At 72.9% G+C, this 13010-nt stretch carries 15 protein-coding genes; 6 read left to right on the top strand and 9 right to left on the bottom strand.

Features of this window, described 5'->3' with window-relative positions:
- Positions 1 to 241 precede the first annotated feature (241 nt).
- Genes ACIBP6_RS16830 through ACIBP6_RS16820 form a run of 3 tightly spaced genes read right to left on the bottom strand, consistent with a single transcriptional unit; the run spans position 242 to position 3267 of the window.
- Positions 242 to 2101: an MFS transporter gene (locus tag ACIBP6_RS16830; protein ID WP_397053010.1), complete on the bottom strand. Its 1860-nt coding sequence runs from the start codon at positions 2099 to 2101 to the stop codon at positions 242 to 244.
- On the bottom strand, positions 2098 to 2748 hold the full coding sequence (locus ACIBP6_RS16825; RefSeq protein ID WP_397053008.1) for an LppX_LprAFG lipoprotein: 651 nt from the start codon (positions 2746 to 2748) through the stop codon (positions 2098 to 2100). The genes ACIBP6_RS16830 and ACIBP6_RS16825 overlap by 4 nt, the downstream gene beginning before the upstream one ends.
- A 60-nt stretch (positions 2749 to 2808) precedes the next feature.
- Positions 2809 to 3267 carry a MarR family winged helix-turn-helix transcriptional regulator gene (locus ACIBP6_RS16820; protein WP_132619414.1) on the bottom strand — a complete coding sequence of 153 codons (459 nt, stop codon included), beginning with the start codon at positions 3265 to 3267 and terminating at the stop codon, positions 2809 to 2811.
- Positions 3268 to 3300: 33 nt separating this feature from the next.
- Between ACIBP6_RS16820 and ACIBP6_RS16815 the strand changes: the two genes are divergently transcribed.
- On the top strand, positions 3301 to 4230 hold the full coding sequence (locus ACIBP6_RS16815; RefSeq protein WP_397053006.1) for a cation diffusion facilitator family transporter: 930 nt from the start codon (positions 3301 to 3303) through the stop codon (positions 4228 to 4230).
- Here ACIBP6_RS16815 and ACIBP6_RS16810 read toward each other — a convergent pair.
- From ACIBP6_RS16810 to ACIBP6_RS16800, 3 genes are read right to left on the bottom strand one after another with little or no spacing between them, the layout of a single operon-like run.
- Complete coding sequence (locus ACIBP6_RS16810; RefSeq protein WP_165970045.1) at positions 4223 to 4399, bottom strand: hypothetical protein; 177 nt, start codon at positions 4397 to 4399, stop codon at positions 4223 to 4225. The two genes, ACIBP6_RS16815 and ACIBP6_RS16810, sit on opposite strands and share 8 nt — an antisense overlap.
- 9 nt (positions 4400 to 4408) lie before the next feature.
- Complete coding sequence (locus ACIBP6_RS16805) at positions 4409 to 5038, bottom strand: 4'-phosphopantetheinyl transferase family protein (protein ID WP_397053004.1); 630 nt, start codon at positions 5036 to 5038, stop codon at positions 4409 to 4411.
- A gap of 47 nt (positions 5039 to 5085) precedes the next feature.
- Positions 5086 to 6489, bottom strand: coding sequence for an aminopeptidase P family protein (locus tag ACIBP6_RS16800; protein ID WP_397053002.1), 1404 nt, complete (start codon positions 6487 to 6489; stop codon positions 5086 to 5088).
- A gap of 143 nt (positions 6490 to 6632) precedes the next feature.
- Here ACIBP6_RS16800 and ACIBP6_RS16795 point away from each other — a divergent pair, with 143 nt between their 5' ends.
- The 4 genes from ACIBP6_RS16795 to ACIBP6_RS16780 are packed head-to-tail and all read left to right on the top strand — an operon-like array spanning position 6633 to position 10178.
- Positions 6633 to 7061 carry a CBS domain-containing protein gene (locus ACIBP6_RS16795; RefSeq protein ID WP_397053000.1) on the top strand — a complete coding sequence of 143 codons (429 nt, stop codon included), beginning with the start codon at positions 6633 to 6635 and terminating at the stop codon, positions 7059 to 7061.
- A 22-nt stretch (positions 7062 to 7083) separates the two neighbouring features.
- On the top strand, positions 7084 to 7719 hold the full coding sequence (locus tag ACIBP6_RS16790; protein ID WP_397052998.1) for a hypothetical protein: 636 nt from the start codon (positions 7084 to 7086) through the stop codon (positions 7717 to 7719).
- A 60-nt stretch (positions 7720 to 7779) separates the two neighbouring features.
- Positions 7780 to 8553, top strand: a complete 774-nt coding sequence (locus ACIBP6_RS16785) for a cyclase family protein (RefSeq protein ID WP_397052996.1) — start codon at positions 7780 to 7782, stop codon at positions 8551 to 8553.
- A complete protein-coding gene (locus tag ACIBP6_RS16780; protein ID WP_397052995.1) occupies positions 8550 to 10178 on the top strand; it encodes a thiamine pyrophosphate-binding protein in 1629 nt (542 codons plus the stop codon). Before ACIBP6_RS16785 ends, ACIBP6_RS16780 begins: the two co-directional genes overlap by 4 nt.
- A gap of 4 nt (positions 10179 to 10182) precedes the next feature.
- Here ACIBP6_RS16780 and ACIBP6_RS16775 read toward each other — a convergent pair whose 3' ends face one another.
- From ACIBP6_RS16775 to dhaK, 3 genes are read right to left on the bottom strand one after another with little or no spacing between them, the layout of a single operon-like run.
- Entirely contained in the window at positions 10183 to 10557 is a 375-nt protein-coding gene (locus tag ACIBP6_RS16775; RefSeq protein ID WP_132619398.1) for a PTS-dependent dihydroxyacetone kinase phosphotransferase subunit DhaM, read from the bottom strand.
- Positions 10557 to 11183 (bottom strand): dihydroxyacetone kinase subunit DhaL, encoded by a 627-nt coding sequence (dhaL, locus tag ACIBP6_RS16770; protein ID WP_397052993.1) that lies wholly within the window; start codon positions 11181 to 11183, stop codon positions 10557 to 10559. Before dhaL ends, ACIBP6_RS16775 begins: the two co-directional genes overlap by 1 nt.
- Positions 11183 to 12163 carry a dihydroxyacetone kinase subunit DhaK gene (gene dhaK, locus ACIBP6_RS16765; RefSeq protein ID WP_397052991.1) on the bottom strand — a complete coding sequence of 327 codons (981 nt, stop codon included), beginning with the start codon at positions 12161 to 12163 and terminating at the stop codon, positions 11183 to 11185. The genes dhaL and dhaK overlap by 1 nt, the downstream gene beginning before the upstream one ends.
- An 85-nt stretch (positions 12164 to 12248) precedes the next feature.
- Here dhaK and ACIBP6_RS16760 point away from each other — a divergent pair, with 85 nt between their 5' ends.
- On the top strand, positions 12249 to 13001 hold the full coding sequence (locus ACIBP6_RS16760; RefSeq protein ID WP_397052989.1) for a lysophospholipid acyltransferase family protein: 753 nt from the start codon (positions 12249 to 12251) through the stop codon (positions 12999 to 13001).
- Positions 13002 to 13010 lie beyond the last annotated feature (9 nt).

Below are 13010 nucleotides of genomic sequence, written 5' to 3'. Positions count from 1 at the left end.
CGCGGTGGTGGTCCTGGCACACCGGCTGCGCAAGTCGCCACGCAGACCCGCGCGCCCGCACATCGGGGTATGGCCCCGCCGATGCGCAGGCCCACCGCCGCGCGGCCGGATGCTCAGACCCGCATACAGACCCGCCATCGTCGGGCCGGCCCACCGCGGTGTGGGCCCATGGCCCTTTCAGACCCGCCATCGTCGCGTGGGCTCACCGCCGTACGGGGTCGGCCGCTTCAGGCGAGGTCGCTCACGCGGGGTTGGTGCGCTGGGGGACCAGGAGGGCGATGGCGGCGCCGAGGAGGCAGATGACGGCTGTGACCAGGAACATCTCGGTGTATTCGGTGTGCAGGGCTGCCTGCACCTGGGCGGCGTAGTGGGACAGCTGCTGCTGGTAGGTCTCCGGGTCCACGCCGAACGGCAGGGGCGTGTCCAGGTCGGCCGTCAGCGACTGGAAGCGGTGGAAGCCCCACGCCGACACCGCCGCGATGCCGATCAGCATGCCCATCATCCGGGCCACGACGACGGCGGCCGACGCCACACCGTGCTGGGCCGCCGTACTGACCCGGAGGACCGCCGAGGAGACCGGCGCGATCACCAGGCCGAGACCCAGCCCGGCGATGATGAGGTCGCGGTCGAGCGCCAGGCCCGCGCTCGCCAGGTCGGATGGCCAGCGGCTCATCAGCGCGTAACCGGCCATCGCCATCGCCATGCCCGCCACCGCGACGTACCGGTCGCCCAGCCTGCGTGCCAGCAGGCCGCCCAGCACCGCGCCCACGGTCAGGAAGGCGAGGAACCGGGCGAGGAACAGCGCCGCCTCCAGCTCGTCCATGCTCAGCAACGTCTGGGCGGCGAGCGGGACGAACACCATGGTGACGAGCAGCGCGGCCCCTGTCAGGAAGCTCACGCCCAGGGTGGCGAGGATCGGCGTCTTGGGGGCGCCGGTGAGGTCGAGGAGGCGTACGGGGGAGCGGATCTCCCACCAGACGAACCCACCGGCGGTCACCGCTCCCGCCGCGATCAGCGGCAACCCCCAGGGCGGGAGGACGGCATGCGCCGGGTCGGGGTTGTACAACCCGACGACGAGCAGCCCGAGCGCCAACGCCAGCAGGCACCCGCCGACCACATCAACCCGCGGCCGCGCCCCACCGGCACCGCCCTGGCCGCCGGCACCGCCCTGGCCGCTGGCACCGCCTTGGCCGTCGGCGCTGCCCGGGTCGCGAGGACCGGCCTCAGGGCTGTTCGGCCCCCGGGGCCCGGCCAGGTCGTCAGGCTGGGCCAGGTCGTCAGGCTGGGCCAGGTCGTCAGGCCCGGCCAGGTCGTCAGGGCTGTTCGGTTCGCGAGGGCCGGCCGGGGCGCTGAGGCGGGAGTGCACGGTGAGGGGGCCGTCCGCGTGAGAGCGGTTCTCCGCCGGGAGGGGTCTGCCGGTGGTGGGAAGGTCGTCTGTGGTGGTGACGGGGGATCCGGGGGTCGGGCCGCTGGGGGTGGGGGCGGCTGCGCCGGTCGGTGCGGTGGGGCGGGCTGGGATGGTCACGTGGATGGCCAGGGCGGCGAGGGCTGCCAGGGGGACGTTGATCCAGAAGATGGCGTGCCAGCCGCCCAGCTCCACGCCCGCCACCACCGTGCTCGGCGCCAGCGCCAGCAAACCGCCGTACAGCGGCCCGAGCGCGCTGCCGAGCTCCTGGGCCGCGCCGACCGCGCCCAGGGCCACCGGGCGCTCGCGTTCGTCCCACAGGTCGCCGATGAGCGCCATCGTGATCGGCAGCAACGCGCCCCCGGCCACCCCCTGGACCGTGCGCCCGGCCACCACCATCAGCTCCCCGGCCGCCAGCGCCGTCAGCACCGAGCCGAGCGCGAACACCGCCAGGCAGGCGTGGATGAGCGGCCGTCGTCCGTACCGGTCGGAGAGCTGGCCCAGCAGGGGCATCGCGGCGACGTACCCCAGCAGGAAGCCCGTGACGATCGGGGTGGCCCGCTCCAGGCGGTTGAGCGGGATGCCGACGTCTTCGGCGACGGCGGCGAGGACCGTCACCACGACGTACGCGTCGAGCGCGGCGAGCAGCACCACGGCCCCGCCCGCGCCGAGCGCGACCCGGCGGGCGCGCCTCATCCGGCGGCGGGCGGAGTGATCGTGACCGGCACGTCGTAGTCGCTGAACGACACCGTCACGGTGCCGCCCCGCAGCGGGATGCCCGCCTTGGTGAGCCGGCTGGTGGCCCGGTCGATCCAGAGCGTGCCGTTGACGCCCTCGGTGACGCCGGGGACGATCTGGCCGAGCACCTGGCCGGGGAAGGTCGCGGCCACGCGGTACGACTCGCCCTCCACGCCCTCCACCTTCGGGCCGGTGGCCGAGGCGAGCAGCTGGGCGATGCCCTTGGTCGGCTCGAGGATCACCGACGGGTCGTAGACCTGGGCGAGCTGCTCACGGGTCATCCTCTGGAAGCCGCCCGTCGGCCCCTTGAAGTGGACCGTGTCGCCGACCACGGTGAACGTCAGCTCCTGCAGGGTGCCCAGTACCTCGAGCGTGATCGTGCCGTCGGCGTCGCCCTGCGCCGTGAGCCTGCCGTCGGCCGTCTTGACCGGCACGTTGGGCTCACCCTCCGTCGCGATCGAGAAGCCGGCCGTCTTGACGGCCTTCATGGCCTCGGAGGCCTTCTTCATCAGCTCCGGCCCGGCGGGCAGCTCCTCCCCGGCGCCGCCGGACGAGCACGCCGCCGTCAGCGCGAGGACCGCCACGATCAGTAGCTTTCTGAGCATGAGCGGATCGTAGCGAGCGCCGGCGACAGTCCGTGCGCCGCGGGCGATATCGGTTGGGTGTCAGCGCAGCTTCTTCAGGTGGTCCACGATCGGCGCGAACCACGACTCGATCGCTTCGAGCTGGTCGTCGGTGAGCCGGTCGACGAAGTGTTCGCGCACCCCCGCCACGTGGGCGGGCGCCAGCCGCTGGATCGCCTCCCAGCCCTCGTCGGTCAGCACCGCGAACGTGCCGCGCCGGTCGTCGCGGCAGTCCTCCCGCCGCACCAGCCCCTTGGCCTCCATGCGGGAGATCTGGTGCGACAGCCGGCTGCGCGACTGGATCGTGGCGTCGGCCAGATCGCTCATCCGCATGCGGCGCCCGGCGCTCTCGGAGAGGTTGACCAGGATCTCGTAGTCGTTCAGCGACAGAGAGTGCTCCTGCAGCTCACGGTCGAGCCGGTGCATGAGCAACTTGTGCAGCGCCAGATGCGTACGCCAGGCGCGCTGTTCGGCGGGAGATAGCCAGCGAGGCGGGCTCATGATCCCAATCTAGCGCACGTAGGGTGATGCCCCATGGGCGGCAAGTCGGGAGAAAGCCTGGCCACCGTACTCGTGGCGGGCGCGGCGAACCTCGCGATCGCGCTGGCCAAACTCGTCGCCGGCCTCATCGGCGGCTCGGCGGCGATGTTGTCGGAGTCGGCACACTCCGCCGCCGACACCGTGACCGAGCTTCTCCTGCTGGTGGCGGTGCGCCGCTCCGGGCGGCCCGCCGACCGGCGGCACCCGTTCGGCCACGGCAAGGCCGGGTTCGTGTGGGCGACGATGGCGGCGGTCGCCACCCTGGTGGGCGGGGCCGGGTTCTCCGTCACGCACGGCCTGCACGAGATCAGCCACGGCGAGGAGCTGGCGAACCTCACCCCGTCGTACGTCGTGCTGGCCGTCGCGTTCGTCATGGAGAGCCTGTCGTTCGCCAAGGGGTACACGCAGTTGCGCCGGCAGGCCGCCGGCCTGGGGATCGCGCCCGTGCGGCTGGTGCGGCTGACGTCCGACACCGCGCTCAAGGCCGTGCTGTTCGAGGACGCGGCCGCCCTGATCGGGCTGCTGATCGCCGGCGGCGGGCTGGCCGGCTCGCAGCTCACCGGCTCGGCGGTCTGGGACGGCGCCGCGTCGGTCGCCATCGGCGTGCTCCTGCTCGTCGTCGCGCTCGTCCTCATCCGGTCGAACCTGTCGCTGCTCATCGGCAGGGCCGCGCCGCAGCAGGTCGAGACCGGCATCCGCGCCGTGCTGGTCGCGCAGCGCGAGGTCGAGGACGTGGTGGAGCTGCTCACGATGATGATCGGCCCCGGCGACATCCTGGTCGCCGCGAGGATCGACTTCAGGGACGAGGCCACCGCCGCGGGGGTGGAGACGGCCTGCGACGAGCTCGACCGGCGGCTGCGGGAGGCTTTCCCCGGGATCGCCCAGGTCTTCCTGCACCCCACCCACGGCGGCCGGCTCAGGTGAACGCCATGACGATCGCGACGCCGACGACGTGCATGAGCACGACCGCGACGAGCAGCGAGACGAACACGAACTTCGCCGGTCCGTGCTCGAACGTCTTGCCCTCTTCGAGCGGCCTGCGCTTGGCGACGCGGTCGGCGATCCGCTCTTCGAGAGGCTTCCGGTAGAACATGCCCCCACCCTAATCGGGGATGGGGACCCTCCTCGCGGGGGCGTCGGTGACGACCGCCACCCTGATGTCCGGCCCGGCGCTCCACTCCAGCAGGTGCCGGCCCGTGAGGTCGTCGCCGCCCGCGGTGAGCCGGCCGAGCGCCAGCTCGCCGCGCTTGACGAGCGCCTCCTTGCGGGTGACGTGCCTGATCAGCTCGTCGTTGCCGGTGACCATCCCCCGCTCGCGCGGGGTGAGCACGCGATCGGCCAGCACGGTGTCCAGCGGGCCCCTCGGGACGCGCTCGGCGTCCACGCCGACCCTGCCGGGCCCGGCAGCCGCGCACACGTAGCCGCGGGTGTGACTGAGGCTGAGGCCCAGCTCGGGGGCCTGCTCGACGTACGGCCTGCCGTGGCCGTGGCCGTGCAGCTCGCAGTGTTGACGCAGCGTCAGCTCCGCCGGATCGGCGCCGAGCACGGCGGCGGCGCAGAGGCGCGCGAGGAGGTGGGCGGCCACGAAACCGTCGCGGTCGTCCTCGAACCGGAAGCGCCCGGCCCGTTCCCGCTCCACGCCGGTGAGCCAGTCGTCCGGGGCGCGCACCTCCTCGGGGCGCCCGCCCATCGCCAAGGGGCCCATCGTCGTTCCTCGGTCGTTCGTGTGCACGGAGGGACACCTCCTGCCGTTGACACGACGATCCTAGGACCGCGCCTTCACGACAGGGCCGACATCCAGGACTCGATCTCGTCCGGGTGACGGGGGAGCGCCGAGGACATCAGCCGGGCCCCGTCGGCCGTGACGACGAGGTCGTCCTCGATGCGGATGCCGATGCCGCGCAGCTCCTCGGGCAGCGTCAGGTCGTCGGGCTGGAAGTACAGGCCGGGCTCCACGGTCAGCACGTGACCCTCCTCCAGCACACCGTCGAGATAGACCTCCGCCCGCGACTTGGCGCAGTCGTGCACGTCCAGCCCCAGCATGTGGCCGCTGCTGCACAGCGTGTAGCGACGGTACAGGCCGGTCTCCATGAGCGTGTCGGTCGACTCCTTCAGCAGGCCCCAGTCGCGCAGGCCGTCGCAGATGACGCGCATGGCCGCCTGGTGGAAGTCGCGGAAGCGGGCGCCCGGCCGGAGGGCGGCGATGGCCGCGCTCTGCGCCTCGTACACCAGCTCGTACGCCTGCCGCTGCACCGGGCTGAAACGCCCTGACAGGGGGAACGTGCGCGTGACGTCGGCGGTGTAGAGGGTGTCGGTCTCGACGCCGGCGTCGAGGAGCAGCAGGTCGGCCGGGTTCAGGGTGCCGTCGTTGCGGATCCAGTGCAGGACGCACGCGTGGGAACCGGACGCGACGATGCTGTCGTAGCCGGTCGCGTTGCCCTCCAGCCGCGCCCGCAGGCCGAAGACGCCCTCCACGTACCGCTCGCCGCGCGGGTGGCCGATCGCCTGAGGCAGTGCCCGCACGACGTCCTCGAAGCCGCGCGCGGTCGAGTCGACGGCCGACTGCAGCTCGCCGATCTCCCACTCGTCCTTGACCAGCCGCATCTCCGCCAGGAACGACTCCAGCTCGGCGTCGCCGTCGCCCCGCGGCACCCGCGCGTCCACCGTGGCGTCCACGCCGCGCAGCGCCCGCGCCGGAGTCCTCAGGTCGAGGTCGCGGATGTGCGCGCACTCGATCTGGTACATCTCGGCGGCCTCCGCCAGGTCGGGGCGCGGACCGGCCCAGAACTCGCCGTAGCGGCGGTCGCGGTAGAACTCCTGGCCCTCCTCGCGCGGCGCGCGGGGCCGTACGTACAGGATCGCCTCGCCGGACGGCTCGATCACCAGCACGTCGTCCGACTCGCCCGCGCCCGTCAGGTACGAGTACGCGCTGTGCGGCCGGAACCGGTAGTCGGTGTCGTTGCTGCGGACCTTCAGCGTGCCGGCCGGGATCACCAGCCGCTCGCCGGGGAACCGCTGCGCGAGCGCGGCGCGGCGCTTGGCGGCCCACGGCGTGATGGGCCGCGCCGTGACCGCGGCCGGGGCCTCGCCCGCGCGGGCGCCGGCCCAGCCGGCGCGCATGAACGCGGCCAGCTCCTCGGTGACGGGCAGGTCGTGACTTCCGGTGTTGAGCGGCTCGGTCATCTGGCGTGTTCCCTGGGGTGATATTTCAGTATTTGTACGGCATTCCGTACCGGATGCAGCCTACGGGAGTCGCAAGCCACACCCCCATGGGGTTGTTTGCCCGCGTGCTGGCTTGGAACACTGAGGGCGAAGGGGTGGTGCACATGCTCATCGGGACGATCCTTCGCGCCAAAGGCGCCGACGTCACGACCGTCGCCCCAGGGGCGACCGTGCGGGAATTGCTCGCCAAGCTCGCCCAACACAACATCGGCGCCGTCGTGGTGTCCTCCGACGACGTCACCATCCAGGGCATCGTGTCCGAACGCGACGTCGTGCGACGCCTGCACGACCGCGGCCCGGAGGTCCTGGACGAGCCGGTGTCGGCCATCATGACCACCGAGGTCCACACGGTCACGCCCGCCGAGAACGTCGACTCGCTGCGCCGCATCATGACCACGCAGCGCTTCCGGCACATGCCCGTCGTCGAGGACGGCCGGCTCGTCGGCATCGTGAGCATCGGCGACGTGGTCAAGAGCGCCATCGAGGAGCTGGAGACGGAGAAGGCGTCCCTGGTCGACTACCTGCACCGTTGACAGGGGTGGGACGCTTGGTCCCGTGATGTACGGGCCGCCCCCTCCCGAATACGCCCCGGTGCCGGAGTACCCGAGGGCGACGAGCAGTCCGCCGATCATCCTGCTGGTGTCGGGGCTCGCGGCCCTGCTGGGGTTCCTGCTGGGGGTGTTCGTGGGGTTCGGCGCCGGCGCGGAGCCCGACTCGTCCGCGCCCCAGGTCACCGTGACGGTCACGGAGAGCGAGCCCGCCCCGCAGGAGACCCTCGGAACGCCGCCGGAGGCCACGCCACCCGCCCAGACGCCACCGAGTCAGACGCCACCGAGTCAGACGCCGCCCGGCCTGACGCCGCCGAGCCAGACCCCGCCCGGGGTGATCCCACCGGAGCAGACCGTGCCCGGACAGACCGGCCCTGGCGAGACGCTCCCCACGGCCACCGGCCCCGCCGTCAACCCGGCGTCCGGCCTGCTGCGGACGCTCGCGGTCGGCACGGACGTCCAGCCCGGCACCTACCGGACGACCGGCCCCGTGGCCGGGTTCACCATGTGCTACTGGGTCAGGATGAACGCCACCGGCGGCGTGATCGCCAGCGGGATGCCCACGGGACCGGCGAGCGTCACCATCCAGCCCGCGGACAAGGAGTTCCACACCGGCGGTTGCGCCGAGTGGACCGCGGCGTGAGCTGTTGGCACGGCCCGGTGGAGCATAGGAGGATGCGCTCACGCGAACAAGGAGGACGACATGTCGGTGTTGCAGAGCTTCGTGGACAGTGTGCGCAACGGCGCGATCGAGGTGATCGACCTGACCGCGCCCCTCACGGCGGAGACGCCGATCCTGCAGCTGCCCGAGCCGTTCGGCAACACGATCCCGTTCCGGCTGGAGGAGATCAGCCGCTACGACGACCGCGGCCCGGCCTGGTACTGGAACGACATCCACACGGGCGAGCACACGGGGACGCATTTCGACGCCCCCGTCCACTGGGTGACCGGCCGCGACGGTGAGGACGTCTCGCAGGTGCCCGTGCGCAGCCTCATCGCGCCCGCCGTCGTGCTCGACTTCTCCGCCGAGGCGTCCAAGGACCCCGACTTCCTGCTCCAGATCGACCACGTGAAGGAGTGGGAGCGGGCCAACGGCCCGCTGCCCGAGGGCGGCTGGCTGCTCTACCGCACCGGCTGGGACGCCCGCTCCGCCGACCAGGCGTCCTTCATCAACGCCGACGAGAGCGGCCCGCACACGCCCGGCATCTCGGCGGAGTGCGCCTCGTGGCTGGCCTCCGAGACGCCGATCCTGGGCCTCGGCGTCGAGACCGTCGGCACCGACGCGGGCGCCGCCCACTCCTTCGACCCGGCCTTCCCGTGCCACTCCTTCCTCCTGGGCGCCGGCAAGTACGGCCTCACGCAGCTGCGCAACATCGACCGCCTGCCGGTGACCGGCGCCGTCGTGGTGGCCCCGCCGCTGCCCATCGTGCACGGCTCGGGCAGCCCGGTCCGTGTCCTGGCCCTGGTGGAACGTTGATCTTCGCCGAGGCCGTCGGCCGCGCGCTGGCCGCGTGCGGCGCCGAGATGACGTTCGGGGTGGTCGGCAGCGGCAACTTCCACGTCACCAACGCCCTGCTCGCCGGCGGCTCGCACTTCGTCGCCGCGCGCCACGAGGGCGGGGCCGCGACGATGGCCGACGCGTACGCCCGGATGACCGACGGCGTCGCGGTCGTGTCCGTGCACCAGGGGCCGGGGCTCACCAACGCGATGACGGGCGTCACCGAGGCGGCCAAGAGCCGTACGCCGCTGGTCGTCCTGGCCGGTGAGGCCACCGAGGCCACCTCCAACTTCCACATCGACCAGGCCGCGCTCGCCACGGCGGTGGGGGCGGTGCCGATGCGGCTCACCGCCGCGGACAACCCCGTGGAGCGGGCGGCCGAGGCGTACTGGGTGGCGGTGGAGGAGCGGCGCACGGTCCTGCTGAACCTGCCGCTCGACGTCCAGTCCATGCCCTACGACGGGCCGCTCGACCTGCCCGCCCTTGCGGCGTCCGCCCCCGCACCCACGTGGGACGACGGCACGGTGGCCGAGCTGGCGCGGGCCCTGGCGGCGGCGCGGCGGCCGGTGTTCATCGCCGGCCGGGGCGCCAGGAGGGCGCGGCGGGAGCTGGAGGAGCTCGGCGAGCGCGCGGGCGCGCTGCTGGCGACGTCCGCGGTGGCCAAGGGGCTCTTCCGCGGCAGCCCGTGGGACCTCGACGTCTCCGGCGGCTTCGCCACGCCGCTGACCGCCGAGCTGATCCGCGGCGCCGACCTGATCGTGGCCTGGGGCTGCGCCCTGAACATGTGGACCACCCGCCACGGCACGCTCGTCTCACCGGGGACGAAGGTGGTCAAGGTCGACCTCGACCCCGCCGCGTTCAAGACGCACGTGCCCGCCGACCTCGGCGTGACCGGCGACGTGGCGGGTGTGGCGCGGGCAGTGGCCGGCCGGCTGACCGAGGGGCCGGGATACCGTACGCCGCAGATCGCCCGGCGCATCGAGGCGGAGGGGCGCTGGCGGGTGGTGCCGTACGAGGACGAGAGCGGCGGGGGCCGGATCGACCCGCGGACGCTCACCATCGCCCTGGACGACCTGCTGCCTCCGGAGCGGATCGTCTCCGTCGACTCCGGAAATTTCATGGGATATCCGTCGATGTTCCTGGACGTCCCGGACGAAGGCGGGTTCTGCTTCACGCAGGCGTTCCAGTCGGTCGGGCTGGGCCTGGCGACGGCGATCGGCGCGGCGCTGGCCCGACCTGACCGCGTCCCGGTGGCCGCCCTCGGCGACGGCGGCGCGTTCATGGGCCTGGCGGAGCTGGAGACCGTCGTCCGCCTGCGCCTGCCCATGGTGATCGTCGTCTACGACGACGAGGCGTACGGCGCCGAGGTGCATCACTTCGGCCCGCACGACCAACCGCTCGACACGGTCAGGTTCCCTCCGGCCGACCTGGCCGCCATGGCCAGGGGCCACGGCATCCCCGCCGTGACCGTCACCCGGCCGGAGGACCTGTCGGAGGTCGGGGAGTGGGCGCGCGGGCCGCTGGACGGCCCCCTCCTGGTGCACGCCAAGGTGACACGGGAGCGCGGCTCCTGGTGGCTGGAGGAGGCGTTCAAGGGCCACTGAGCCGTCAGAGCTTGCGGAAGGCGCGGGCCTCCTCGGCGGCGGCGAGCACGTCGGCCAGCGGCATGCCCGCGCCCGCGGCCACCGCCGCCGAGATCGCCCCTTCCACGAACGGCACGTCGGCGATCACCACGCGCCCCTCCTCCTCCAGCAGCCGGGCGGACAGCACCGAGCTGCCCAGGTCGGGGATGAGCACCACGCCGTCGCCCTGGTCGACGGCGCGCACCGCCTCCTCGATGAGGTCGGTGCTCGTGCCGAGCCCGCCGTCCTGCGTGCCGCCGGCCCCCGCCACCGGCGTCTGGGCCCCGGCGATGCCCCGGGCCAGCGCCGCCGTCTCCGCCGCCAGACCGGCGCTGTGGGAGACCAGGACCAGCCCCACCATCACGCCGCCTCGCGCGCCACGGTGGCCAGCGCCTCCATGAACAGCGCCGACGAGGCCGCGCCCGGGTCCATGTGGCCGACGCTGCGCTCGCCGAGGTAGCTGGCGCGCCCCTTGCGGGCGCGCATGGGGATCGTCGCCTCGGCCCCCTCGGCGGCCGCGCGGGCCGCCTGCTCGACCGCCTCCCGCACGCCCACCCCGTCGCGTACGGCCAGGGCCAGCGCCCGGGAGGCCGGGGCCAGGGCGTCCACCATGGTCTTGTCGCCCAGCGCCGCCTTGCCCAGCCGCTCGACCGCCACGACGCCCTCCTCGAACGCCGCCGAGAACGCGGCCAGCGTCACCGGCGACCGCAGCGCCTTGCCCATCTGCCGGAACACCGACCCGTACAGCGGGCCGGAGGCGCCGCCGACACGGCGGATCAGCGTCGTGCCGGCGATCGTCAGCGCCTCGGCGGGGGAGCCGGGCGGGGACTCGGCCAGCGCCTTGCGGACCTCGGTCAGCCCGCGGTCGAGGTTGGTGCCGTGGTCGCCGTCGCCGATCTCCGCGTCGAGCCTCGTCAGACGGTCGCGGTCGCGGTGGACGAGCCGGGCCGCCTCCTCGAACCAGGCCACGCACAGGGAGGCGTCCATCAGCGCCCCCAACGGAGCGCGGGCGTCTCGACGGGCGCGTCCCACAGCCGGGTCAGCCGCTCGTCGAGCCGGCAGACCGACACGGAGAAGCCCTGCATGTCGAGGCTCGTCACGTAGTTGCCGACCAGCGAGCGGGTCACCCGCGCCCCCTTGCCGCGGGCGAACGCCGCCACCTCCGCGTACACCACGTACAACTCCATGAGCGGGGTGCCGCCCATGCCGTTGACCATGACGAGCAGGTCGTCGCGGAGCGGCAGGTCGGCGTGGATGGCCTCCATCGCGAGGACCGCCAGCTCGCGGGCCGGACGCATCGGCACCCGGGCCCTGCCCGGTTCGCCGTGGATGCCGATGCCCAGCTCGACGTCCGTCTCCGGCAGGTCGAACATGGGCTTGCCGGCCGCCGGGGTCGTACAGGAGGTCAGGGCGATGCCGAACGAACGGCTGCGCTCGTCCACCTCGCGCGCCACGGCGGCGACCTCGGCGAGCGGTGCGTTCTCCTCGGCCAGCGCGCCGGCGATCTTCTCCACGAACAGCGTGGCGCCGGTGCCGCGGCGGCCCGCGGTGTAGAGGGAGTCCTGGACGGCGACGTCGTCGTCGACCAGGACACTGGCGACCTCGACGTCCTCGACGAGTTCGGCGGCCATCTCGAAGTTGAGCACGTCGCCGGTGTAGTTCTTGACGATGTGGAGCACGCCGGCGCCGCCGTCGACCGCCTGGGTCGCCTCCACGATCTGGTCGGGGACCGGTGAGGTGAAGATCTCGCCGGAGCAGGCGGCGTCGAGCATGCCGTACCCGACGAATCCGGCGTGCAGCGGCTCGTGACCCGAGCCGCCGCCCGACACCACACCGACCTTGCCCGGGAGGGGACCCTCGGCCCGGTAGACCACCCTGTCGCGGACCCGCAGCGACGGGTGGGCGGCGGCCATGCCGTTCAGCGCGTCCTCAACGACGGATTCTGCCGTGTTGATGAGCTTCTTCATGGTTTGAACATCTGCCCTCTTTCACGACCGCGCAAGCGTGCGCCGGAGGATGGGGGTGGTCCGGCGGGGCTGCTACCTTCTGGTCATGGCTGAGATCGTGTACCCGCCGGTGATCGCCGCCGCGCGGACCCTGTTTCGCGTGCTCGACCTGCGTTTTCACATGGAGGGCACCGAGCACGTGCCGAGGTCCGGGGGAGCGGTGCTGGTGAGCAACCACATCAGCTACCTCGACTTCATCTTCGCGGGCTTCGCCGCGCTGCCGTCGAAGCGCCTGGTGCGCTTCATGGCCAAGGAGGACGTGTTCAACCACCGCGTCTCCGGGCCGCTCATGCGCGGGATGCACCACATCCCGGTCGACCGGGGCGCGGGCGCCAGCTCGTACGCCACGGCGCTGCGCATGCTGAAGGCGGGCGAGGTGGTGGGCGTGTTCGCCGAGGCCACGATCAGCCGGTCGTTCACGGTCAAGGAGATCAAGAGCGGCGCCATCCGCATGGCCCAGGCCACCGGCACCCCGATCATCCCGGTGGCGCTGTGGGGCGGTCAGCGGCTGTGGACCAAGGGCCGGCCGCGCAAGCTGCTGCAGCGCCACGTGCCCCTCACCATCCTGGTGGGCGAGCCGATGTACCCCAAGCGCGGCGAGAACGTCAACGACCACACCACCGACCTGCACGCCCGGCTGTCGGAGCTGGTCGACCGGGCGCAGCGCACGTACCCGGAGGTGCCGCCGGGCGCGTGGTGGCAGCCGGCCCACCTCGGCGGCAGCGCGCCGACACCCGAGGAGGCAGCGGCGATGGACGCCGCCGAGGCCGAGGCCCGGGCGAGCAGGCAGGACGACTGAGACACGCGG

The sequence above is a fragment of the Nonomuraea terrae genome (assembly GCF_044465245.1).
In the GTDB taxonomy this organism is placed as follows: Bacteria; Actinomycetota; Actinomycetes; order Streptosporangiales; family Streptosporangiaceae; genus Nonomuraea; species Nonomuraea terrae.
The sequence above is the reverse complement of the archived record's forward strand: the minus strand, read 5'-3'. Positions and strand labels throughout refer to the sequence as shown.